At 44.0% G+C, this 22,020-nt stretch carries 20 protein-coding genes; 4 read left to right on the top strand and 16 right to left on the bottom strand.

The genetic code is table 11. The annotated features are described in order from the left end of the window. Window positions 1-49 precede the first annotated feature (49 nt). The 16 genes from FNW02_RS23730 to nifB all read right to left on the bottom strand — a co-directional run bounded on the left by FNW02_RS23730 (window position 50) and on the right by nifB (window position 15,305). A complete protein-coding gene (locus FNW02_RS23730; RefSeq protein ID WP_191759946.1) occupies window positions 50-853 on the bottom strand; it encodes a HesA/MoeB/ThiF family protein in 804 nt (267 codons plus the stop codon). Window positions 854-863: 10 nt separating this feature from the next. Further along, on the bottom strand, window positions 864-1,181 hold the full coding sequence (gene nifW / locus FNW02_RS23725) for a nitrogenase-stabilizing/protective protein NifW (protein ID WP_191759945.1): 318 nt from the start codon (window positions 1,179-1,181) through the stop codon (window positions 864-866). Further along, window positions 1,178-1,396, bottom strand: a complete 219-nt coding sequence (locus tag FNW02_RS23720) for a CCE_0567 family metalloprotein (RefSeq protein ID WP_191759944.1) — start codon at window positions 1,394-1,396, stop codon at window positions 1,178-1,180. Before FNW02_RS23720 ends, nifW begins: the two co-directional genes overlap by 4 nt. 124 nt (window positions 1,397-1,520) lie before the next feature. After that, the gene (locus FNW02_RS23715; protein WP_191759943.1) at window positions 1,521-1,997 is read right to left on the bottom strand and encodes a NifX-associated nitrogen fixation protein; all 477 of its coding nucleotides are present in this window, start codon (window positions 1,995-1,997) and stop codon (window positions 1,521-1,523) included. Continuing rightward, a complete protein-coding gene (gene nifX / locus FNW02_RS23710; protein WP_191759942.1) occupies window positions 1,994-2,407 on the bottom strand; it encodes a nitrogen fixation protein NifX in 414 nt (137 codons plus the stop codon). Before nifX ends, FNW02_RS23715 begins: the two co-directional genes overlap by 4 nt. 60 nt (window positions 2,408-2,467) lie before the next feature. Then, window positions 2,468-3,796, bottom strand: a complete 1,329-nt coding sequence (nifN, locus tag FNW02_RS23705; RefSeq protein WP_191759941.1) for a nitrogenase iron-molybdenum cofactor biosynthesis protein NifN — start codon at window positions 3,794-3,796, stop codon at window positions 2,468-2,470. Further along, window positions 3,796-5,235: a nitrogenase iron-molybdenum cofactor biosynthesis protein NifE gene (gene nifE, locus FNW02_RS23700; RefSeq protein WP_191759940.1), complete on the bottom strand. Its 1,440-nt coding sequence runs from the start codon at window positions 5,233-5,235 to the stop codon at window positions 3,796-3,798. The genes nifN and nifE overlap by 1 nt, the downstream gene beginning before the upstream one ends. 82 nt (window positions 5,236-5,317) lie before the next feature. After that, window positions 5,318-5,659, bottom strand: coding sequence for a Mo-dependent nitrogenase C-terminal domain-containing protein (locus FNW02_RS23695; RefSeq protein ID WP_191759939.1), 342 nt, complete (start codon window positions 5,657-5,659; stop codon window positions 5,318-5,320). A 110-nt stretch (window positions 5,660-5,769) separates the two neighbouring features. Further along, entirely contained in the window at window positions 5,770-7,305 is a 1,536-nt protein-coding gene (gene nifK / locus FNW02_RS23690) for a nitrogenase molybdenum-iron protein subunit beta (RefSeq protein WP_191759938.1), read from the bottom strand. A gap of 174 nt (window positions 7,306-7,479) precedes the next feature. After that, window positions 7,480-8,982 carry a nitrogenase molybdenum-iron protein alpha chain gene (gene nifD, locus FNW02_RS23685; RefSeq protein WP_191759937.1) on the bottom strand — a complete coding sequence of 501 codons (1,503 nt, stop codon included), beginning with the start codon at window positions 8,980-8,982 and terminating at the stop codon, window positions 7,480-7,482. Between the two features lie 149 nt (window positions 8,983-9,131). Then, complete coding sequence (gene nifH, locus FNW02_RS23680) at window positions 9,132-10,025, bottom strand: nitrogenase iron protein (RefSeq protein ID WP_162397600.1); 894 nt, start codon at window positions 10,023-10,025, stop codon at window positions 9,132-9,134. 355 nt (window positions 10,026-10,380) lie between these two features. Next, window positions 10,381-10,737: a group I truncated hemoglobin gene (locus FNW02_RS23675; RefSeq protein WP_191759936.1), complete on the bottom strand. Its 357-nt coding sequence runs from the start codon at window positions 10,735-10,737 to the stop codon at window positions 10,381-10,383. Between the two features lie 294 nt (window positions 10,738-11,031). Beyond that, entirely contained in the window at window positions 11,032-11,940 is a 909-nt protein-coding gene (nifU, locus tag FNW02_RS23670; RefSeq protein WP_191759935.1) for a Fe-S cluster assembly protein NifU, read from the bottom strand. Window positions 11,941-12,045: 105 nt separating this feature from the next. Then, on the bottom strand, window positions 12,046-13,257 hold the full coding sequence (gene nifS / locus FNW02_RS23665; protein WP_191759934.1) for a cysteine desulfurase NifS: 1,212 nt from the start codon (window positions 13,255-13,257) through the stop codon (window positions 12,046-12,048). A gap of 115 nt (window positions 13,258-13,372) precedes the next feature. Beyond that, window positions 13,373-13,729 carry a 4Fe-4S binding protein gene (locus FNW02_RS23660; protein ID WP_191759933.1) on the bottom strand — a complete coding sequence of 119 codons (357 nt, stop codon included), beginning with the start codon at window positions 13,727-13,729 and terminating at the stop codon, window positions 13,373-13,375. A gap of 121 nt (window positions 13,730-13,850) precedes the next feature. Next, on the bottom strand, window positions 13,851-15,305 hold the full coding sequence (nifB, locus tag FNW02_RS23655) for a nitrogenase cofactor biosynthesis protein NifB (RefSeq protein ID WP_191759932.1): 1,455 nt from the start codon (window positions 15,303-15,305) through the stop codon (window positions 13,851-13,853). Between the two features lie 1,128 nt (window positions 15,306-16,433). On the opposite strand from nifB, the gene FNW02_RS23650 reads away from it, so the two are divergent. The 4 genes from FNW02_RS23650 (at window position 16,434) to FNW02_RS23635 (ending at window position 22,020) form a co-directional block, all read left to right on the top strand. Continuing rightward, entirely contained in the window at window positions 16,434-17,387 is a 954-nt protein-coding gene (locus FNW02_RS23650) for an NAD(P)-dependent alcohol dehydrogenase (protein WP_191759931.1), read from the top strand. 207 nt (window positions 17,388-17,594) lie between these two features. Next, a complete protein-coding gene (locus FNW02_RS23645) occupies window positions 17,595-21,521 on the top strand; it encodes a HEAT repeat domain-containing protein (RefSeq protein WP_191759930.1) in 3,927 nt (1,308 codons plus the stop codon). Window positions 21,522-21,536: 15 nt separating this feature from the next. Beyond that, the gene (locus FNW02_RS23640; protein ID WP_191759929.1) at window positions 21,537-21,767 is read left to right on the top strand and encodes a hypothetical protein; all 231 of its coding nucleotides are present in this window, start codon (window positions 21,537-21,539) and stop codon (window positions 21,765-21,767) included. Beyond that, the gene (locus FNW02_RS23635) at window positions 21,760-22,020 is read left to right on the top strand and encodes a type II toxin-antitoxin system RelE family toxin (RefSeq protein WP_191759928.1); all 261 of its coding nucleotides are present in this window, start codon (window positions 21,760-21,762) and stop codon (window positions 22,018-22,020) included. The genes FNW02_RS23640 and FNW02_RS23635 overlap by 8 nt, the downstream gene beginning before the upstream one ends.

Genomic DNA, 22,020 nt, shown 5'->3' with positions numbered 1-22,020 from the left:
TCTCCTGAATTGTAGCGAGTGATTGTTTTGATTACAGGTGGAGGTCAAATTAGCTATTTTGTGCAATACTGCTGGGTTCCATTGATTTGGATTGCGCTTGTCTCCAAGGTGCGTTGTTACCACATACTGGACAAGAGCGATCGCGGTAAGAACGGCGCTTGGCAAATTCCATCCGACCCAGATCAATTGTCAGCAATTGCGACAATAGAGGTTGACTAAACCCGGTGATCAGCTTAATAGCCTCCAGTGCCGTTAGACAAGCTAGTGTCCCAGAAACAGCACCTAGAACCGAAAAGCCGCGCCGATCCCAATCAGGTTTCTCTGGAAACAGACAGGATAAACAAGGAGTCACACCAGGAATAATCGTAGTCAGGTAAGCTTCCATCCCGTCCATTGCAGCCTCTACCATTGGCTTACGCCAGCGCACACAAGCTTCATTGAGCAAATTGCGCTCCGCAAAATTGTGGGCACAATCAAGCGCCATATCAGCGGATTGCACCAACGAATCTACATTTTCCGAGGTGATGTAATCATGAACAGTTTCCACTTGGACATCAGGATTAATAGCATCCAGAGTTTCTTTAGCTTTAAATACCCTTGGCTTACCTACCCAATCATCCGTCATGAGAACCTGACGATTCATATCATCCATCCGCAAGTCACCACCCCGGACTAAGATTAGCCTGCCGACGCCCGCTACTGCTAAATAAAGCGCCGCCGTACCGCCTAATCCCCCCACACCTGTAACCAGAACAGTCGCCGACTTCAAACGCTTCTGTGCTACTTCGCCAAAATTCGGGAGCATCATTTGACGACGATAGCGTTCTAATTCGGTAGGCGTCAGGTTTACCAATTTTTACCTCCTAATCAGAAGTGATTTCTGTCAGTGTGACTACATTTTTCGGCTTGTCATTAAACACTTTGAACAGCTTTTGTTCGTGAGGTGTTGATTCGAGAAATACTTGATAGGCTTTTTGCAAAGCTACAGAATATTGATTTAGTCTTTCTTCTGGACTTAAATCAGGAGAATTCTCATCAATTTCCTTGATGTATTGAGAAAACTTTTTCAAAATATGTAGACGATTTACATTTACAAATTTTTGGTCGTAGGGTAAGTTAAAAAACTTCAGAAATTCCTCTGTATCTACGAGCTGCTTGAATTCATCAATAGTTCCAGTCATTTAACATTCTCCAATTTTTTCAGCTGTTGCTTAAGCTCATCTAACTGTCGATAGATTTCATAAGTTGCAGCTGCAACATCCATAAGTTGCTGATAATCTGTTGGCAGTCCTTCTGCTAAATCATGCAGATCCATTTTCATTTGACCTGCTTTGCTATTGAGGCGTCTAATCTGACCTTTTAATTCCTCAATACTTGTTTCTTTTGCTTGCACCATCAACCACTCCTAAATCTTGGCATTTTCTCTTCGTGTCTTTGTGCCTTTGTATTTCAAGAGCTATTTTTTACCACAAAGGCACTAAGACACAAAGAAATTAACTTTCACTTATTACTTAGAACTCTTATAATTTGCCAACTTCCGGGAAGCGGTTTGCCAAATTAATCCCTTTTTGGACGAAGTTTTCTCCTTCTTCTGCTAGTTTTTCCAGCGAGTCAAAGCCAAAACGATGAGCATCTCGCATAGTTTTTACAGCTAGTAGAAGCCGTCCAGAAAAGACTAGCGCCCAGCCAAATCCTTCATGGCTCAAATCAACCACAACCTGAGATATCAGACCTGTTTCCTGTTCAATACCAGCGGCTACAGCTCGAAAAAATGCCATAATCCGAGCTTGAGTTATCGGATCAACTTCACCTTCAACAGATATTTCACGTTTCTTTTGTTTGCTAACAACAAAAGGTTTGAGAATTAACTCATCCGACCAATTACGATAAACTCCATAACTGTCTTGACCCCGGATTTGTTTAATTAATACCTTGAGGAAAGGCGAGTTCAAGACTTCGGTTGTAGCAGTTCCGTTAACACTATTATTTGTGGTCATACTGTTGCTTCATCTTCAACTTCATCGGCAAAATTTGAGGGTTTTTGCTGTAAAGCTTTACGCAGCCAAGGCGGAGGGTTGCCTTTGAGGGTTTGCACTAGCTTATTTAGGACTTCGCTAATTTCTTCCTCTTCCGATCGCGCCTTCACTGGGGTGACACCTTTCTTGATTAAACGAGCCGCCGCACTTCCACCAATTGCTGTTACGTAAACAATCGTACAGTCAACGATCGCATCAAGTTTTGGGGTGATTTTGTCCTCGTTCCCATCTTCTTTCAGGTCGCCTTCAAAGTTGAGGGTTTCTATGAAGTGATATCCCTCATCGGAAATTTCGTAAACATCAATCATTCTTGCCCATCCGAAGTGAGCATTAATATGAACTCGGTCACTCGTCGTGAAGGCAATTTTCATCCTAATTTGTCCTTTATCTACCGCTTTACGGAGTCAAAAATCCAAAGTAATTAACTTTAACTAATGACTCTTGACTAATGACCCTTGACTAATAACTCTTGACTCTTCTTGTTCTAAAAATAAGTTGCCAATACCAAACAAAAGCTCCATTGTGCCTCGGTAGCCTACTTTAGTAAATTGACCATTACCTAAGCGGTCATAAATAGGCAAGCCTAGACGATAAAGAGGAACCGAAAGACGTTTAGCGATCGCTCTGACATTCGAGTTACCAATAAGTAAATCAGACCCGGTTGCCAAACTCTCAAAGTCTTCCAAATCACCAATGGTGACGCTTTTAACCGGGAGCTTTTCTAGCAATGGCGATCGCGTTGTTGTCACCGCAGCATGAATCTGAGTTCCCATCGATTGCAGGAAACACACAGTTGACCACAACAAGTCTGGTTCTAGCGCTAAGGAAACTCGCTTAGCACCAAAGTAAAAGTGAGTGTCCAGCATGGCATCTTGCAACTGACGGCGTTGGCGACGGTATTTTTCTGGGACGCTATTACCACTAAGAATCGCCAATGCTTGCAAGAACTCGTCTACTGGTTCTAATCCAGTCAGTTCACCAAACACCTCGTAGGGTGTGCCAAACCGTTCTTCAAGAATCTTTGCAGCACCTCGCATACTCTCGCCTAATGCCAAGGTGAAAGCAGAACTACCTACATCTCGTAGCTGTTTTAACGTAGTGCCGCTGACTGTGACAGCACTATAGGCATCCTCTAAATGTCCATCAAGGGAAGCACCAAGGTCAGGTACAAAGATGGGTGTCATTCCAAAGGCTGTCACCATCTCTTTGACTTCCTGTACATCACCTGGTGTGAAGGCAGAACCCGCCAAAATCGTTACTTGCTCGGTTCTGATTCCACCTGCTCTAGGAATTTCCTGGACTATACTCTCGACAGCAACAGCAAAGCCATCTTGTAACGCACCTTTAAAATCTGGGGTAGGAGCAAAAACGATCGCCAAATCATTCAGCTCAGGATGGCGATCGCGAATCTCTTTGAGAAAGCCCTCAATATCGTCCCCTCTAGTTTCCGTCAACCCTGTGGTGCATAGACCAATAATTTCTGGATTAGCCTTTTCTACCAGCGTGAGAATTGCCTGTTCTACATTCTCTTCGCCACCCAAGATAGTAGTAACTTCCGTCATCGCTGTCGTAGCTAGAGGAATCGCCTCTCTAAAATGCCGCACTAAGACAACTTTGGCGAAAGCAGTACAACCTTGAGAACCGTGGAATAGGGGCATCGTCCCCTTTAATCCCAAAAAAGCTAAGGTTGCACCTAAGGCTTGGCTTTGCTTGAGGGGATTAACTGTTAGTGATTTGTTAGGAACGGTCACTATCGCCATTAAACTACCTCCTCAGACGCTCGATGACTCGCTAACGCTTCGCTATCCCAAGGCGCAGGCTTACGTATTTGCTCCCAAATGGGGCTATACAGAGCTTCATATAGTTCCCGTGCCATCTCGATCATCCCTACATAACCTGCATAAGGATGGTGACGTTCTTGGTTGATATCGAGGAAAGGAATCCGGGCTTTCAGAGCGGTGTATTGGTTGCGTCCACCAGCAATCAGCATATCTGCGCGAGTGTCTTTAACCAGTTGGAGCAATTCCTGAGCGTTGCCCTTCTCTAACATGATGCCATCATTGCCGATCAACTTCTTGATTTTGGCTTTATCTTCCTCAGTACTTTTTCTAGTACTGGTAGCAACAACTTCTATCCCCAAGTCCTTAGCAGCCGAAATAATCGACCAACTCTTGACACCACCTGTATATAAGACAACACGCTTACCTTTGAGTCGAGCACGATAGGGAGCCAATGCCAAATCTAGAGCCGCAGTTTCGTCTGCAATCAGCTTTTCTGTCCGCTCTTGCAAATCAGGAGACGCTCGATGACTCGCTAACGCTTCGCTATCACCTAATTTAGCAGCAATATTTCGCAGACAGCGATTCATATCATCGATGCCGTAGAAAGACTCTTCAATGTAGGGGATGTTGTAACGCTCCTCCATCTTTCTCGCCATGTTGAGCAGCGCTCGTGAGCAAATCATCACGTTGAGCTTGGCACGATGGGCGTAGCGAATTTCATCGTAGCGAGCATCGCCCGTAATTTTGGACAAAATACGGATGCCTAGTTTTTCTAACAGTGGTGTTACTCCCCACATTTCCCCGGCGATGTTATATTCACCGATTAAATTAATATCATAGGGCGTTGTATGTTCCGGTTCTGCTGTTCCGACAACATATTCCAGCAAAGCTTCACCACCAAAACGGTTCCCTAGATTTTTGCTCCCAATAAATCCTGGAGCAATTACCGGGACAACAGGAATACCAATTTTCTCAGCAGCAGCTTTGCAGACAGCATCAATATCATCGCCAATCAGGGCTGTAACGCAAGTAGCATAAACAAATACCGCTGCGGGTTGGTAGCGCTCTTTGATTTCCAGAATCGCTTTATAGAGCTTTTTTTCGCCACCGAAGATGACATCGTTTTCACCCAAGTCAGTCGTAAAGCCCATCTTGTAGAGTTGGGGCCCAGAGGAGAGACTACCACGACTGCCCCAGGAGTTACCAGCACAGGCGATCGGCCCGTGGACTAAATGAGCAGCATCCGCGATCGGTACAAGGGCAATCATTGCACCATCAAAGGCACAGCCCCCTTGAGCCGCGCCAGGTTGTGCCTGTTGTGTGCAAGACTTATTTTTCTTTTCCGTTTGTTTATGCTGATTATGCTCACATCCTGACTCACTGAGCAGCTCGTTGATTTTGCCTTGGGTGCTTTTCATCTCTCTTCTCGTGCTGAAGTGTTAATTGTCATTTGTCCTTTGAATAACCAATGACTAATGACCAATGACTAATGACTAATAACTAGCAAATGTATTTTGTGACATCTTCGCCACATTCATCGGCGAGATAAGATAAAGCACGGAAACGCAATCCGACAAATTCGTTATATAAAGGATTGAGTTTGCACAGTGCTGGAATATGGAAGGTTCGTCCAAATAGGTTAATTTTCCGCTCAAAAGGACAACAACAAGGAATTGTTTGACAAATTAAATGAGCGATGCGATTATTATTAACCTGAATTCCATCCACCACACGACGCAACGGATTAAGAAGATTGTTGAACCACCCTCGTCTTTTATGGTTGGGTGGATGGTAATTAGGATGAGTGTGAGTGTGTTCGTGAGTGTGATTAATGGTTTCCATTTATAGATACCTTGGGTAAATGCTAGAAAGAAAAGGTGAAAATAATTCGTAATTCGTAATTATGAATTATTTTCTAACCTTTGTTAGCACGCTGTGCGTTTACAAAATTCCTAACGAATCAAGTCGTAGGAAATATCGGTTTTGGATGGGATATTGGTGTTGCGATCAATTTCCTCAAACAGGGTATTTACAGTCCAGTTGAGCAGATTGATCACACCTTGATAGCCGATGGTGCTGTAGCGGTGTAGGTGGTGACGATCCATGATAGGATAGCCAATTCTCACGAGGGGAATCTTGGTGTCGCGCCACAGGTACTTACCGTAGGTGTTACCAACGAGGAAGTCTACGGGTTCGGTGAACAGTAATGAACGCATGTGCCACAGGTCTTTACCAGGCCAAACAGTTGCATTCTTACCAAAGGGGCTAGAAGCAAGCAGTTCTTTCATTTCTGCTTCAAATACTTCGTTGCTGTTGTGAACCAAGATATGCACAGGTTCAGCACCCATTTCCAGCATGAAGCCTACTACGCTGTAAACTAAATCTGGTTCGCCGTAGATAGCAAAACGCTTGCCGTGAATCCATGAGTGAGAGTCAGTCATGGCATCAACTGCCCGACCGCGTTCAATTTCCAATTCTTTGGGAATCGGTATACCACTCAGTTCGCTGAGTTTCATCAAGAACTCATCAGTACCCTTAATGCCCCAAGGACGGGAAACTACGGTTGGTTGCTTCCACTCTTTTTCGATGTACTCACGGGTTTTGGGTGTGGAGTGTGCTTGCAGAGCAACTGTAGCTTTAGCATTAATTGAATCTGCTGCATCTTCCAGCTTTGTACCACCTGGGTACATATCGAACTCACCTGTGTTGGGTGAATCCAGGTAGTCGCTGTTATCAGCGAGAATTGTGTAGTCAAAGCCAAACAGGGAAGCAATCCGCTTAATTTCCCGGTTGTTGCCTACGTAGGTGTCAAAACCTGGGATGAAGTTAATCTTGCCATTGCTGGTTTCTTTCTTATGACCTGCTGTTAGGTTAGAAAGAATTCCCTTCATCATGTTGTCGTAGCCAGTGATGTGGGAACCAACAAAGCTAGGAGTGTGAGCGTAGGGTACTGGGAAATCTTGAGGAACTGAACCAGCTTGCTTAGAGTTGTTGATGAAGGCTTGTAAGTCATCACCAATTACTTCTGCCATACAGGTGGTGCAGACAGCAATCATCTTGGGCTTGTAGAGTTGGTAAGAGTTCGCCAACCCGTCAATCATGTTTTGCAGACCACCAAACACCGCTGCATCTTCAGTCATTGAAGAAGATACACCAGAGAATGGTTCTTTGTAGTGACGGGTTAAGTGGGTGCGGAAGTAAGCAACGCAACCTTGAGAACCTTGAACAAAAGGTAGAGTGCCTTCAAAACCAACAGCAGCAAAGATTGCTCCCAATGGTTGACAACCTTTAGCAGGGTTAACGGTTAAAGCTTCACGAGCGAAGTTCTTTTCCCGATAATCCCAACCCTTTGTCCACTCTGAAACCCGTTTTACTTCTTCGGGGTCGTGACCGTTTTCAAACTGCTTTTTGTTTTCAAATAGCTGTTGATACTCCGGCTGGTGGAATAGCTCAACGTGGTCTTGAATTTTTTCTGGATTCTGAGGCATTTGGTGGATCTCCAAGCTTTCTGTATTTTCTAGTTGAGGAATGAGGACTTGAGGTGGGAGCTAGTAACAAGAGTTGGGGATGGGGAGTGGGAAGTGGTGAGTGTTAATTCCCTACTTTCTACTCCCCCCTGGGGTTAAAACCCCAGGCTATCCTTACTTCTCTCTCCCTTTTACCTAAACGGCAGCCTTAGCTTTAGCTTCAGCCTTAGCCTTCTCATTCCAAGGAGCGCCGATTAATCCCCAGGTTGGGCTGTTGAGTGCCAAATCCATGTCACGAGCAAAGATGGCAAAGCCGTCATAACCGTGATAAGGGCCGGAGTAATCCCAAGAGTGCATTTGACGGAAAGGAAGACCCATCTTTTGGAAGACGTACTTCTCTTTCACACCAGAAGCTACGAGGTCAGGCTTCAGCGCTTTGATAAATTCCTCGAATTCGTAAGCGGTAACGTCGTCATAAACGATGGTGCCGTTTTCGATGTAGTGAGTGGTACGTTTGTAGTCATCGTTATGAGCGAACTCATAACCTGTACCAATCATCTTCATGCCCAAGTCTTGGAAAGCTGGGACAACGTGGCGAGGACGTAGACCACCAACCATGATGGCGACAGTCTTACCTTCCAAGCGGGGGCGGTACTTAGCGACTACCGCATCCATTGTTGGCTGGTATTTGGCGATTACCTTCTCAGCGTTTGCTTGGATTGTTTCGTCAAACTTAGAAGCGATTTCCCGTAAAGATTCAGCAATCTTGGTGGGGCCGAAGAAGTTGTATTCCAACCAGGGTATACCGTAAGCTTCTTCCATGTGACGGCTGATGTAGTTCATCGACCGATAACAGTGGATGAGGTTCATCTTCACGTTGGGGGTCATCAACATTTCGTTGATGGTGCCATCACCTGACCACTGAGCGACTACGCGCAAGCCGATTTCTTCTAGCAGGATGCGGCTCGCCCAAGCATCTCCACCAATGTTGTAGTCACCAATGATGGCTACGTCATAGGGAGTGCCTTCAAACTGTAGTGTGCCGTCTTTCTTGGCTTGGTCTGCTCTGGTGAATACCCAGTCACGAACCATGTCGTTAGCAATGTGGTGTCCCAAAGATTGGGAAACACCCCGGAAGCCTTCGCAACGAACGGGAACAACTGGCTTGCCAATTTCTTTCGATGTTTTTCTGGCAACAGCTTCGATGTCATCCCCAATTAGACCGATGGGACATTCAGATTGAATGGAAACACCACGGTTGAGGGGGAAAAGTACATCAAGTTCTTGGATTAACTTGACGAGTTTTTTGTCACCACCGAAAACGATATCGCGTTCTTGGAAGTCGGAGGTGAAATGCATAGTACCAAAGGTATCAATACCTGTAGTACCAATGTAGTAGTTACGACGACCAGACCAAGACCAGTAACCGCAACCTACAGGCCCGTGGCTGATGTGGATCATGTCCTTGATAGGGCCCCAAACCACACCTTTTGAACCGGCATAAGCACAACCACGAGCGGTCATTACACCAGGAAGAGATTTGATGTTAGACTTAACGCCGCAGTCGGACTTACCTTCTTCATATACACTTAAGTGCTTTTCCCGTTTTTTCTTAGCTTTATCGGGGTAAGCGTCTAGAACTTCTTTAATTAGTTCTTTTCTTTCTTCGATGATGTTTTGGTTTTCGGGAGGTGTCATACTTAGCCTCTGTGACTCGTAAGGATCGGGGCATAGGGGGACTAGGAGTCCCCTCTAAGATTAGGGGGGAGATGCTAGGGAGAGGGTAAAAGGGAAGATATGAAACCTTCCTTTTTCCTTGTGCTAAAGCGTTATTTCTTAGCAGCGACTTAGACTACAGGAGCTTCAGCAGCAGTCTTACCAACTAACTTGGCAGCATTTTCGTCGCTTTCGAGAATACCGAATTCAATCAACAGTTCTTCTAGTTCTTCCATTTCGATGGGTGTAGGAATAGCCAGATTCTTGTTGTCGATAATTTTCTGAGCCAAAATCCGATATTCGTTAGCTTGATTGCTTTCAGGTGCGTACTCGTTAACAGTCATCCGGCGCAATTCTGCGTGTTGAACAATGTTGTCACGAGGTACGTAGTGAATCATTTGGGTGTTCAACCGTTTTGCCAAGGTTTCGATCAGTTCGATTTCTCGGTCTGTGTTACGGCTGTTACAAATCAAACCACCCAAACGCACACCACCAGTGTGAGCATACTTAAGAACACCACGAGCAATGTTGTTAGCAGCATACATCGCCATCATTTCACCAGATGTCACGATGTAGATTTCTTGTGCCTTACCTTCGCGGATAGGCATAGCGAAACCACCGCATACAACGTCACCTAATACGTCGTAAGATACAAAGTCTAGGTCTTGGTAAGCACCGTTTTCTTCTAAGAAGTTGATGGCGGTGATAATACCACGACCGGCGCAACCTACACCGGGTTCTGGCCCACCAGATTCTACGCAACGAACGTTACGGAAACCGGTTAACATTACTTCTTCGATTTCGATATCTTCTACTGCACCACGTTCTGCGGCGAGGTGAAGAACGGTTGTTTGAGCTTTGCTGTGCAGCATCAAACGGGTGGAGTCAGCTTTGGGGTCGCAACCGACGATGAGGATGCGTTGGCCCATTTCTGCCATAGCTGCTAAGGTGTTTTGGGAAGTGGTAGATTTACCGATACCGCCCTTACCGTAGAAAGCTATCTGTCTAATGTTTTCATCAGTCATGGTTCGTGTTTTCCTGCAATTGGTTGGTGGGTTTTTTGGGTTTGTTGGCTCTCACACCTGTTGAGCTACAGCAGTGAGGGTATGTAGAACGTCGCCTTTGGGGGCGATCGCTCCACAGCTAAAATGATTGAAAGCAAGTACATATATTTCCTGGTTAAATTTCTTTTCTTTTTTGTCCCCGAAGTTCTGCTCGCCGGAAGCCGGCGCTCAGATTTCTCTCTTTGTCCTTTGTCATTTGTTTTGACAAAGAACAAAGAAATTACGCAATTTACAAATACGTCATAATGTGCATTGGCTGGAAAGATCAAGTAGGACTTGACTTTGCTATTTGTCAACAATCAATGCATAAGTCCTATTACTTGTTCAAAATAGCGCCCTTAAAATTTGATACGCGCTCTAGTGCAGCTTTGGTGTCTTCTGGCGACTCTCCACGCGCAGCCATTGATTCACTCAGGAGCTTAGCGATCTCATCGAAGTGTTGTTGCTGTAAATTCATCCCTGCGTGTGTTTTGTCCATTGGACGACCGGCGTATTGCTTTGGCCCCTCAAAAATCTCAGATAAGAAAGCAACTAGATGATTACGCTGCTTGGCCATATCTGTACCAGCAAAAAAGTGATTGAGGATGCTGTCTGTTGCAATGCGTTTGTGGAGTTCATCTACTATTTGCTCAATAGCTGGTTGTCCACCAAGTTTGTCGTACAATGTGCTCATATCCTGTTCCTTTGAAGCGAGTTGGATGATGAAATTTGCTTTTTAGGCGCTTAATCTCTTTGCCTATATGCTGTTAGCCGTAGGACAGATACCAATTCGTAATTCGTAATTCGTAATTCGTAATTCGTAATTCGTAATTAAGAGGCGTCAGATTTTAATCTGTAGCTTTCTTTTGGCGAATTGGTATGAAGCATTGAAGAGAAGACAATTATCTGGTTCAAATCCTACTTTCCGCTCCTGGAGCCGTGCATATTAGGGCGTATTTGTAGAGTACGTTAAGTCCTACAGCAATTCCTAAACTGCTTCGACTACAAGGCTCTTGCTGACACGATCTTGTAATCTTGCTTCGATCGCAATCTTCAGAGTTGCTGTACTACTAGAACAAGAACCGCAAGCACCTTGCAGCAAAACTTTCACGCGATCACCTTCTACGTCATACAGTTCCACATCTCCACCATCGGCGATGAGAACAGGTCTAACTTCTTCATCCAGAACTTTTTGAATTAGAGCAATTTTTTGGACGTTGGTTAGCGATAGTTGCGATTGCTGTTTAGATGTAGCAATATCTGTAGCAACTTTCAGAGCATAATTGTTAAGCGCAGGTGCAGCAGATTCCTGTTGTACTGCTTTGATAATATCATCGATATTGGCTAGACAAGAACCGCATCCGCCACCAGCTTTGACGTAGTTTGTTACCTGTTCAGCATCAGTGAGATTATTTTCTAGAATCACGCGGCGAATCTTAGGCTCGCTGATGCCAAAGCAACTGCAAACTAGTGCTCCTTCATCATCGTCATCATGAGAAGCTAGGGGAATGCCACGATAATTATAAATCGCTGCTTCTAGTGCTTCTTGTCCCATGACAGAGCAATGCATCTTTGCTTCTGGCAATCCACCAAGGTAATCTGCAATGTCTTTATTGGAGACTTTCAAGGCTTCATCGAGAGTTAAGCCCTTAATCATCTCGGTTAATGCACTAGAAGAAGCGATCGCACTGGTGCAACCAAAGGTTTGAAAGCGAGCATCTAGAATCTTATCAGATTCCACTTCCACTTTCAGGTGCAACCTCAAAGCATCACCGCAAGCAATGCTACCTATTTCTCCAGTTGCAACTTTAACTCCAGATTCGCCCGTTTCTTCGATAGCTCCCTGATTCTTGGGATCGTAAAATAGTTCTAATACTTTATCTGTGTAGTCCCACATAATGAATTTTAGATTTTAGATTTTGGATTTTAGATTGGGTATTAGGTACTGGTACAGGGTATTAGTGATGAGGAAAATTCTTTACCAGCCCCTAATCCCCAGTCCCTAGTGATGCGCCGCCAGTGCTTGCTCTTGTTCTTGCAACCAGCCTGCATCATCATTTTTGAAGGGAGAGAGAGCGCGTAAACGTTCTACAATACCGGGCATGACTGCGATGACTTGATCGATTTCGGCTTCTGTGGTGTAGCGACAAAGGCTGAAGCGAATGGAACCATGCAGAGTTGTGTAGGGTAAACCCATAGCCCGGAGAACGTGGGAAGGTTCCAAAGAGCCAGAGGTGCAAGCAGAACCAGAGGATGCACAAATACCGTATTTGTTCAAGGACAACAGGATAGCTTCGCCTTCGATATACTTGAAGCCGATATTAGTGGTGTTTGGCAATCTCTGCGTAGAGTCACCATTAACGACACAATCGGGAATTGTAGCGAGTAAAGTTTGTTCTAGGCGATCGCGCAGCCTTCTTTCTCTCTTGGTCGCCTCTTCTAAATGTAACATTTCCAGTTCTGCCGCTTTGCCGAGGGCAATAATTCCTGGAACATTCTCTGTTCCCGCCCGCCGCCCACGTTCTTGGTGTCCCCCAATTAGCAAAGGCCGGAACCTGACGCCACGCCGCACATACAAAGCACCAATTCCTTTGGGTGCATGAATCTTATGACCAGATAGGGTTAACATATCTACGGTGCTAGTCTTCATATTCAAGGGAATTTTTCCCACGGCTTGCACTGCATCTACGTGGAAAATAGCACCGTACTCTTTGACTCGCAACCCAATCTGTTCAATTGGGAAAACCGTGCCGGTTTCGTTGTTAGCGTACATAATCGTCACCAGGGCGGTATTACCCGTCAGTGAGGCTTCTAGTTCATCTAAATCCAACTGACCCTGATGATTCACCGAGAGATAAGTAACACTGTAACCTTGGGTTTCTAGTTGTTTGCAGACATTCAACACCGCTGGGTGTTCAACTTGCGTGGTGATGATGTGTCGCCTGTCTGGGTGCGCCAATAATGCAGCGCGAATCGCAGCGTTATCTCCTTCAGTACCACAACTGGTGTAGACAATTTCTGACTCATCTGCTCCCAGAAGGGCTGCAAGTTGTTCTCTTGCTGTTTTCACCCCTTTACCGAGTTGCCCACCAAAGGTATGCATACTAGAGGGATTACCGTAATAGTCCGTTAGGTAAGGCAGCATCGCCTCTATAACTTCCGGGTCTACCTTGGTGGTGGCATTATTATCGAGATAGATGCAGTTCTTTTGCATTGTTTCCAATTTGATTTCACAAGAACCAAGAATTTGGGAATGGGGAAGGGGGAAAGGGGATAATTACCAGTGTCCTTTAACCTTTACCCCTTGCCGTTTAACTTTTGAATCTTAATCAAGCTTCTGCTGCCACTGCATGGTGTTGACGCTTTTGCAACTGCTCAGCATATTTCTGGGAATAACATTGAAACCAATTTTCCCAGTAATCTTGTTTATTTGTTAACTTCGCAACTACACGGTTGTAATTGGCAAACCAGCCTTCCCAATAATCGCTGGACTGATTGACGCAACCATTACAGGTGGGACAACCAGCTTTACACTGAGGCACAGTATGAATACTACCAACGCAGTTTGTGCAAAGTTCAGGGTCAATCCAGTGCTGTCCGTCAACTACCTTAATTGCATTAGTAGGACAGACAGACAAACAGAGATTGCAGGAAATACATTGGCTAGTAATAATTTTGTAAGCCATGATTATTCTCCTTTTTTGGTTATTGGGTATTGAGGATTGGGTACTGGGTATTGGGTATTGGGGATTGGTATTGGGTGTTGAAATTCCCAGTCCCCAATCCCTAATCCCTAGTCCCCAGTCCCTAGTCCTTATTACCCAGTCCTTCTACGTATTGCTCGTAAAACTCCAAAGCAACCTTTTCAATTACGTCGTAAGCTTCAATAGTCTGTATGCCAGCTTCTTGCAATTTTTCTTGGGGACAGTTGCCAATCTTGGAAACCAAAACTGCTTTGCAATCTGCGATCGCTTTCATAATATGCTCAAAAGTGGCTTCTTCACCGTATCCACCTTGACAATACTGGTCAATCTTGCGGTGACTGACAAAGCGAACTTCGTTGCCTTCTACTTCGTAAATTTGGAATTCCTTGGCATGACCGAAGTGCTGGTTAACTAATCCGCCGCCTTTGGTTGCTACTGCAACTAGGACTTTCGGATTGTTGGCAAATTTCTTGCCGACTAGCGCCTTCTCTTTGGCTACTTTAAGTTCTTCTTTAAACTTCTCAATACCTTGATGTACACTGGCGCGCTTTTCGAGGTCATATTCTGGAGACATTTCCAAGAATTTATCTTTGCTAAATTCCTGGCTGCGGTCTTCTCCCAATAATCCAACTGCATCGGCTCGACACTGACGGCAATGGCGCATCATTTTCATGTTGCCGGAGCAATTGTCTTGAACTTCTTTGAGTTCCTTATTTGAAGGGCCGCGCTGACCATTTAAGCCGAAGTGTGTGCCATGTTCTGGTGCAGAAATCAGCGGCATGATGTTGTGCAAAAATGCCCCATTCTCACGAATGAATTTATTCACTTCAACCAAGTGCTGGTCGTTAATTCCCGGAATCATCACCGAGTTAACCTTGCACAAGATGTCTGCTTCTTTAAGGGCTTGCAATCCTTCCATCTGCTTTTCGAGCAGAATCTTGGCTCCTTCAACGCCTCTATAACGCTTACGCTTGTAGTGAACCCAAGAATAAATCTGTGCGCCGATTTCTGGGTCGATGGTGTTTAGAGTGATCGTAACGTGATCTATATTTAATTGTTTAATGCGATCGATGTGTTCGGTCAGCATTAAACCGTTGGTTGATAAACAAAGCTTGATATCCGGTGCTTTGTCTGCAATCAACTCAAATGTGCGGAATGTCTTTTCTGGGTTTGCCAATGGGTCGCCAGGGCCAGCAATTCCCACAACTGTCATTTGAGGAATCTTACCAGCAATTACCAAAGCTTTGTGTGCTGCTTCTTCTGGTGTTAATAACTCGCTAACCACTCCAGGGCGACTTTCGTTAGCGCAGTCATATTTACGATTGCAATAGTTGCATTGAATATTACAGGCTGGGGCAACTGCAACGTGCATCCGAGCGTAGTGGTGATGGGCGTCTTCGCTGTAGCAGGGATGTTTAGCAATGCGTTCTTGGAGCTTTTCATCCCTTTCCACGGTGGCGCTGCTGTTGCTGTCGCAGCCGCAACCACCTGATTTTGCTGGGGTTGTCGTCGATTCCGTAGCGGGGGAGGTGAGGAGTCGTGTAGACGGTGATGTCATTGAATTTCGCAAAAGGTCGGTGGACTGGCTGCCACTGTGGGAGATGTTGTTGCTATTGTCTGTGCCTAGGAATTGAAGCCGCGTCTTATACCCACGCTGCCTACTAAAGCAAAGATGCCTGATGAGGGCGGCTAATTACATAGTAGGGCAGGCGATAAAATCATTGAGGTTCTGCTGGTGTGTGTCAACGGTTGGGTCTTGGGTAGAACTATATGTGTAAAGCCGCGACTTCCATTCACTTCAGGCATGGTGCTATCTCATCCCTCCACTCACTTTTAGCTGCTGGTGTTTGCCAGAGCGTTAGGTGATTGGCGATATAAGATTTATATCAGCCGTCCTCAAGGTCGGCGATGCGTCTATCTAGGATAGAATTTATTGGATTTATTACGCTTGTACTCAAGCAATAAAAACCCTAATTCTTCAAGTATTACAAGAATTAAAAATTTATTTTTTGGGTAGGGGTTCTAGTATTTTTTGGTTGGGGTTCTAGTGTTTATAGATAGGGGTTCAGGATTTATCTGTACTCAGCCACAATCCCATCCCAGCAAGGACTTTAACTAACTTGAATCTGGGTTTGGGTTATTTCAATGTGTACTCAGATTGACCTCAAATTTTTTCAAAACCAATAAATGGCAAGGATTTGAGGGTGAAAAATCTGGAGTAGTCTATATCGTTCTACTCCAGAAACGTGCGAAATTCAATTCTGTATCTAACATATCATTTTTTTGAGGGTAAAAATGCAATTCATATTTTTTTAATTTTTGCTTTGACAATGATATTCAATTATGGTTCTAAGTCTTATCTGGCAAGCCATGCAGGTTTGTGAAAATAGATGTGTTGCTGCACATGTTTTTCAAAAAATTTAACTTTTCAATTCTTTTTTTTCATTCCCACAATGAGGAGATGGATAGTAAAGTCTCGGATTTTGTGTTTGAGAGAAACAACAAACTACAATCTAACATGATTGAGCGATGCCTACGGCGGTAAACTACGCAATGAATTTTCTGAATTGCTCACTACAAACCTTAGTGTAGGCGTAGCCCGTCGTAGACATCGCTAGACTAGATTTATCAGAAAAAACAGGCTGTCTAAGTTGTGTGAGTCAAACAGGGTAGCAGGAGGAATGCGATGAAAGCAGTCGTTATCCGTCGGTATGGGCCGGCTGAGGTGTTGCACTATGAAGACGTGGAGCAGCCGAAAATTGAGCCAACCCAGTTACTTGTGAAAGTTCGTGCCAGTAGCGTTAATCCCGTTGATTGGAAAATTCGCCAAGGGATGTTGAGTTTGATTACCGGCAGCAAATTCCCGAAGATTCTGGGGTTTGATGTGGCGGGAGAAGTCGTAGCAGTCGGCTCTGGTGTCACACGCTTTAAGCCAGGGGATGCTATCTATGGCAGTACTAGCTTACCTGGAGGAGGTTACGCCGAATTTGCAGCCGTTCCAGAAAACTTGGTGGCTCTCAAACCAACGAATCTATCTTATGAAGAAGCTGCGACTGTGCCTTTAGCAGCGCTTACGGCTTTGCAAGCCCTGCGAGATCAGGGGAATATTCAAGCAGGACAAACCGTCTTGATTAATGGTGCTGCGGGGGGTGTGGGGATTTTTGCAGTGCAAATTGCTAAAGCTTTAGGAGCAGTGGTGACGGGAGTTAGCAGTACTAAAAACTTGGATTTGGTGAAATCTCTGGGAGCAGATTATCTCATTGACTATACGCAACAAGATTTTACTGAGGGTGCAGCGCAGTACGATATTGTTTTTGATGTGGTTGGCAAGCGATCGCTCTCTACCAGTAAACGAGTCCTCAAACCTACTGGAATTTATATCACAACTCTGCCAACGCCCGAAATCTTTGTGCAGGGTATCTTAACAGCTTTTATTCCTGGTCAAAAAGCTAAATTTATCCTTGAAAGACCTAACACTCAAGATTTGGTTTATCTTAAAGATTTGATTGAGGCGGGCAAAATTCGCGCAGTGATTGATCGCACATATCCCTTACAAGAATTAGCGGCGGCTCATACTTATAGCGAAACCGAGCGTGCAGTGGGGAAAATTGCGATCGCAGTTACCAGCCCAAACCAATAGAATTCGCCGCTATACAAACGAATATCTACGCAGACTGATGAAAGATTCAGCATTTCCAACCCGCGCAGGCGGGTTTTGTTCTTTTAGCCGCGACTTCCAGTCGTCGGGTTTTTTCCTGTGATATTTCAGCAATAACTCTGAAATTCAGAAACATTACCCAAGCTAGTGTATATACTCGTAGTCACAATTTCAATAAACGCGAGTATTATGCTGGACTGGTTATTTTTATGGGGTGTAACTCAGGCCGCCGGGTTGATTTTTAAACCCATTTTGGAAGACTTAGCCAAGGATGCTGCTAAAGATTGGGCTAAAGATTTATTAAAAGGCATCCCTGGCAAGATTTTCCAGAAACTTAAGAAGGAAGATATAGAAATTGCTGCTGGTAAAGCGTTAAAGGAATTTTTGCAACTCATGCAGCAGCAGTTAAAGGTTCGTTGCAAACTTGCTGAAACTGAGATTAAAGAGTATACCAAAGACATCAAAAAATTTATTAGCGATAAGTCGGTTACAGAAATTCTTGGTAGGGCTTTTGATATTAATTGTGAATCTCTAGACGCTAAAACCCTAGAAGATAGTTGGAACAGGCTGCAATTAAAACCTCTGCCATCTAAGTTTAACTGGCAATCTATTACAGAACAGTATTTAACACAAGTCCAAGAACTTCTTTTAGATTCAAAAGAATTACACCATATCCTAGAATTACAAAAGTTATCTGATATTGAAATCAATACAAAAGAAATTGCTGGGATTGTTCCAGATTTTAATTTAATTAAATATCAAGAGGGAATACGCGAATGGTATGGCAATCTCAAGTTAGATAGCTTAGATACCAGCGGATATGCCTATAACGAACTGAAATTATGGCAGATTTTTACTGCTCAAAATGTCCGGGAAACTCATCAAGTTTTACCACAAGTTCACGAACTGCCTAAAGAACATCTGAGACGGCTGCTAGAAAGTGAGCAATTAGAAGCAGTTGAATTAGAAGAATTAGAACGCCACAAACGGGTTTATTTTGAACAGCCGATCCGTTCAGTTTTAGATGTTGTCAATAAAAAGCAAGATTATAAATATATTGTGATTTTGGGCGATCCTGGTTCAGGTAAGTCTACATTGTTGCAATTTCTGGCTTTGAATTGGGCTGAGTCACCACTGAATAATGTTATCTCATTACCAATACCCTTGCTAATTGAATTACGCACTTATATGCGGCGACGGGAAGATAAAGAGTGCAATAATTTTCTCGAATTCTTCCATAAATGTAGTGGTGCAATTCATCATCTCAATCAGCTTGAACTAGATAAACAATTAAAAGTTGGTAATGCCTTAGTGATGTTTGATGGTTTGGATGAGGTATTTGACCCTGGTAAGCGAGAAGATGTAATTACTGATATTCATCGCTTTACTAATGACTATCCTGATATACAGGTAATTGTCACTTCTCGGATTATTGGCTATAAACCGCAACGATTGCTTAATGCTGAGTTTCGCCACTTTATATTACAAGATTTAGACTCAGAACAAATTCAGGATTTTATCAACCGTTGGCATGAGTTAACTTTTACCGATGCAGTAGATAAAGTGAGAAAACGGGAACGGCTAAAAAGAGGAATTGCAGCTTCCAAATCTATTGCAGAATTGGCGGGAAATCCTCTGCTGTTGACGATGATGGCAATTCTTAATCGTAATCAAGAGCTACCAAGAGATAGAGCTACACTTTACGATCAAGCATCGCGGGTACTGCTGCATCAATGGGATGTGGAACGCGCTTTGATGGAAGATAAGAGGTTAGATCCGAAGACGATTGATTATAAAGATAAACAAGCAATGCTACGTCAGGTTGCTTATCTTATGCAAACTGGTGATAAAGGTTTGGCAGGTAATTTGATTAATGAAAATGATTTAGTCAAAGTTCTGACTGATTATCTCAAAACCATAGAATTTGATAAACCCAGAGAAGTTGCGCGGGTGATGATTAATCAACTGCGGACTCGCAACTTTATGTTATGTTTCCTGGGTGCGGATTATTATGCTTTTGTGCATCGGACATTTTTAGAATATTTCTGTGCTTGGGAGTTTGTCTGGCAGTTTAAAGAAACGCAAACGCTGACTCTTGAGGAACTTAAGAATGAAGTTTTTGGCAAACACTGGCAAGATGAAAGTTGGCATGAAGTCTTGCTGCTAATTGCGGGAATGATTGAACCAAGATTTGTTGGGGAAATTCTTGATTATTTAATGATGCAAGATGGCGAAGAGGAAAAGTTTGTCAATCTTTTTTTAGCGGCTAAGTGTCTTGTAGAGGTGAGGAATCGTTTGGCGATCGCGTCAACAGCTATTCAATTACTTGACAAGCTCAAAGACTTAACTAAATATGATCTCTGGTACTATTACGACCTCTATCACGATGAAGAAGAAACTAAGCTAGCACAAGAAATTCGCACTCAAGCAGTCACAGCAATTGCAACGACTTGGCAAGAATCTCTTGATACCAAAACCTGGCTTAAAGAACGCGCTACTCAAGATGATAGTGCCAGTGTGCGACGTGCAGCAGTTCAAGAATTAGCCCAAAATTTCAAAGATGACCTCGACACCAAAACTTGGCTCAAACAACGTGCTACCCATGATAATAGCTGGTATGTGCGACGTGTAGCAGTCCAAGAATTAGCCCAGAATTTCAAAGATGACCCTGATACCAAATCCATCCTGAAAGAACGTTCTACCCAGGATGATAATACGAGTGTGCGATGTACAGCAGTAGAAGAATTAACCCAGAATTTCAAAGATGACCCCGATACCAAATCCATCCTTAAAGAACGTGCTACCAAAGATGATAACGAAGATGTGCGAGGTGTAGCAGTTCAAGAATTAGCCAAGAACTTCAAAGATGACCCCGATACCAAATCCATCCTCAAAGAACGTGCTACCAAAGATGATAGTCCAAGCGTACAACTTCTAGCAGTCCAAGAATTAGCCCAGAACTTCAAAGATGATCCCGACACCAAAACCTGGCTCAAAGAACGCGTTACCAAGGATGATAACTGGTATGTGCGACGTGCAGTAGTCCAAGAATTAGCCCAGAACTTCAAAGATGACTCCGACATCAAATCCATCCTTAAAGAACGTGCTACCAAGGATGATAACGAAGATGTCCGAGGTGTAGCAGTCCAAGAATTAGCCCAGAATTTCAAAGATGACCCCAACACCGAAACCTGGCTCAAAGAACGCACTAACAAGGATGATAGCCCAAGCGTGCAACTTCTAGCAGTCCAAGAATTAGCCCAGAACTTCAAAGATGATCCCGACACCAAAACCTGGCTCAAAGAACGCGCTACCAAGGATGATAACTGGTATGTTCGACGTATAGCAGTACAAGAATTAGCCCAGAACTTCAAAGATGACCCCGACACCAAATCCATTCTCAAAGAACGCGCTACCCAAGATGATGACAACGATGTGCGACGTACAGCAGTCCAAAAATTAGCTCAGAACTTCAAAGATGACCCCGAAACCAAATCCATCCTCAAAGAACGCGCTACCCAAGATGATAACGAAGATGTCCGAGGTTTAGCAGTCCAAAAATTAGCTCAGAACTTCAAATATGACCCCGACACCAAATCCATCCTCAAAGCACTCGCTACCCAGGATGATAACAACTATGTGCGAGGTGCAGCAGTAGAAGAATTAGCCCAAAATTTCAAAGATGATCCCGACACTAAATCCATCCTCAAAGAACGCGCTACCAAGGATGATAACTATGTGCGAGGTACAGCAGTAGAAGAATTAGCTCAAAATTTCAAAGATGATCCCGACACTAAATCCATCCTCAAAGAACGCGCTACCCAGGATGATAACTGGTATGTGCGACGTGTAGCAGTCGAAGAATTAGCTAAACACTTTAAATATTATGCTGATTTGTTTGACATCTACTACCAGTGCGCCGTTGATGACTCCTTTAAGGATAGCCATGATCCTCCCTATAACCCCAACCCTCGGCGCATTGCACTAGAGATAATTATCAAGCAATTTCCTCAGCATCCCCAGACTTTACCAATGTTACGCGACAGAGCCAAAAATGACCCAGATGAGCAAGTGCGGGAGTATGCTCAGAAGAAGTTGGCACAATTAGAGAAGTAAAAGAGCGGTGAAAATATGAACAACACAGAAGTTCGTCAGCAAATCAACCAATATCTAGATGGATTATCTTCTGAACGCCTAGAACTGGTTGCTGATTTTTTAGCATATCTCACAGATAAAGAAAGTGAAGATGCTACCCAAGAGTTGCTTGATATCCCTGGATTTATTGAATCCTTTGAAAGGGGTAAAAAAGATATTGCTGAAGGCCGGGTAAAAAACTGGAGAACAATTCGGTCTGATGTATAACGTTGTGTTATCTGCCAAAGCCGAGGAGATTTATGCTACAGCAGACCAAGCTTTAGCCAAAAAGGTTGCTAGGTGCTTTGAGCAACTAGAACAAAACCCTCGGTTTCATCCTAATGTTAAACCTCTTAAAGGTGACTTTGCAGGTTATTACCGCGATCGCATTGGTGACTATCGAGTAATTTATCAAGTTGATGATGGAACAAATCAAGTCATGGTAACTACTATTGCTCATCGGCGAGAAGCTTATGAATAA

It is taken from the genome of Komarekiella delphini-convector SJRDD-AB1, from assembly GCF_014831675.1.
GTDB lineage: Bacteria > Cyanobacteriota > Cyanobacteriia > Cyanobacteriales > Nostocaceae > Komarekiella.
This window is presented reverse-complemented; position numbering and strand designations above follow the sequence as displayed.

Bases quoted from the DNA above. Each gene is read 5' to 3' on its own strand.
- nifU (WP_191759935.1), bottom strand. From the start codon at position 11,940: ATGTGGGACTACACAGATAAAGTATTAGAACTATTTTACGATCCCAAG.
- nifS (WP_191759934.1), bottom strand. From the start codon at position 13,257: ATGCAAAAGAACTGCATCTATCTCGATAATAATGCCACCACCAAGGTA.
- FNW02_RS23645 (WP_191759930.1), top strand. From the start codon at position 17,595: ATGCTGGACTGGTTATTTTTATGGGGTGTAACTCAGGCCGCCGGGTTG.
- FNW02_RS23640 (WP_191759929.1), top strand. From the start codon at position 21,537: ATGAACAACACAGAAGTTCGTCAGCAAATCAACCAATATCTAGATGGA.
- FNW02_RS23720 (WP_191759944.1), bottom strand. From the start codon at position 1,396: ATGGTGCAAGCAAAAGAAACAAGTATTGAGGAATTAAAAGGTCAGATT.
- nifN (WP_191759941.1), bottom strand. From the start codon at position 3,796: ATGGCGATAGTGACCGTTCCTAACAAATCACTAACAGTTAATCCCCTC.
- FNW02_RS23650 (WP_191759931.1), top strand. From the start codon at position 16,434: ATGAAAGCAGTCGTTATCCGTCGGTATGGGCCGGCTGAGGTGTTGCAC.
- FNW02_RS23695 (WP_191759939.1), bottom strand. From the start codon at position 5,659: ATGGAAACCATTAATCACACTCACGAACACACTCACACTCATCCTAAT.
- nifH (WP_162397600.1), bottom strand. From the start codon at position 10,025: ATGACTGATGAAAACATTAGACAGATAGCTTTCTACGGTAAGGGCGGT.
- nifD (WP_191759937.1), bottom strand. From the start codon at position 8,982: ATGACACCTCCCGAAAACCAAAACATCATCGAAGAAAGAAAAGAACTA.
- nifK (WP_191759938.1), bottom strand. From the start codon at position 7,305: ATGCCTCAGAATCCAGAAAAAATTCAAGACCACGTTGAGCTATTCCAC.
- FNW02_RS23715 (WP_191759943.1), bottom strand. From the start codon at position 1,997: ATGACCACAAATAATAGTGTTAACGGAACTGCTACAACCGAAGTCTTG.
- FNW02_RS23675 (WP_191759936.1), bottom strand. From the start codon at position 10,737: ATGAGCACATTGTACGACAAACTTGGTGGACAACCAGCTATTGAGCAA.
- nifW (WP_191759945.1), bottom strand. From the start codon at position 1,181: ATGACTGGAACTATTGATGAATTCAAGCAGCTCGTAGATACAGAGGAA.
- nifE (WP_191759940.1), bottom strand. From the start codon at position 5,235: ATGAAAAGCACCCAAGGCAAAATCAACGAGCTGCTCAGTGAGTCAGGA.
- nifX (WP_191759942.1), bottom strand. From the start codon at position 2,407: ATGAAAATTGCCTTCACGACGAGTGACCGAGTTCATATTAATGCTCAC.
- FNW02_RS23660 (WP_191759933.1), bottom strand. From the start codon at position 13,729: ATGGCTTACAAAATTATTACTAGCCAATGTATTTCCTGCAATCTCTGT.
- nifB (WP_191759932.1), bottom strand. From the start codon at position 15,305: ATGACATCACCGTCTACACGACTCCTCACCTCCCCCGCTACGGAATCG.
- FNW02_RS23635 (WP_191759928.1), top strand. From the start codon at position 21,760: ATGTATAACGTTGTGTTATCTGCCAAAGCCGAGGAGATTTATGCTACA.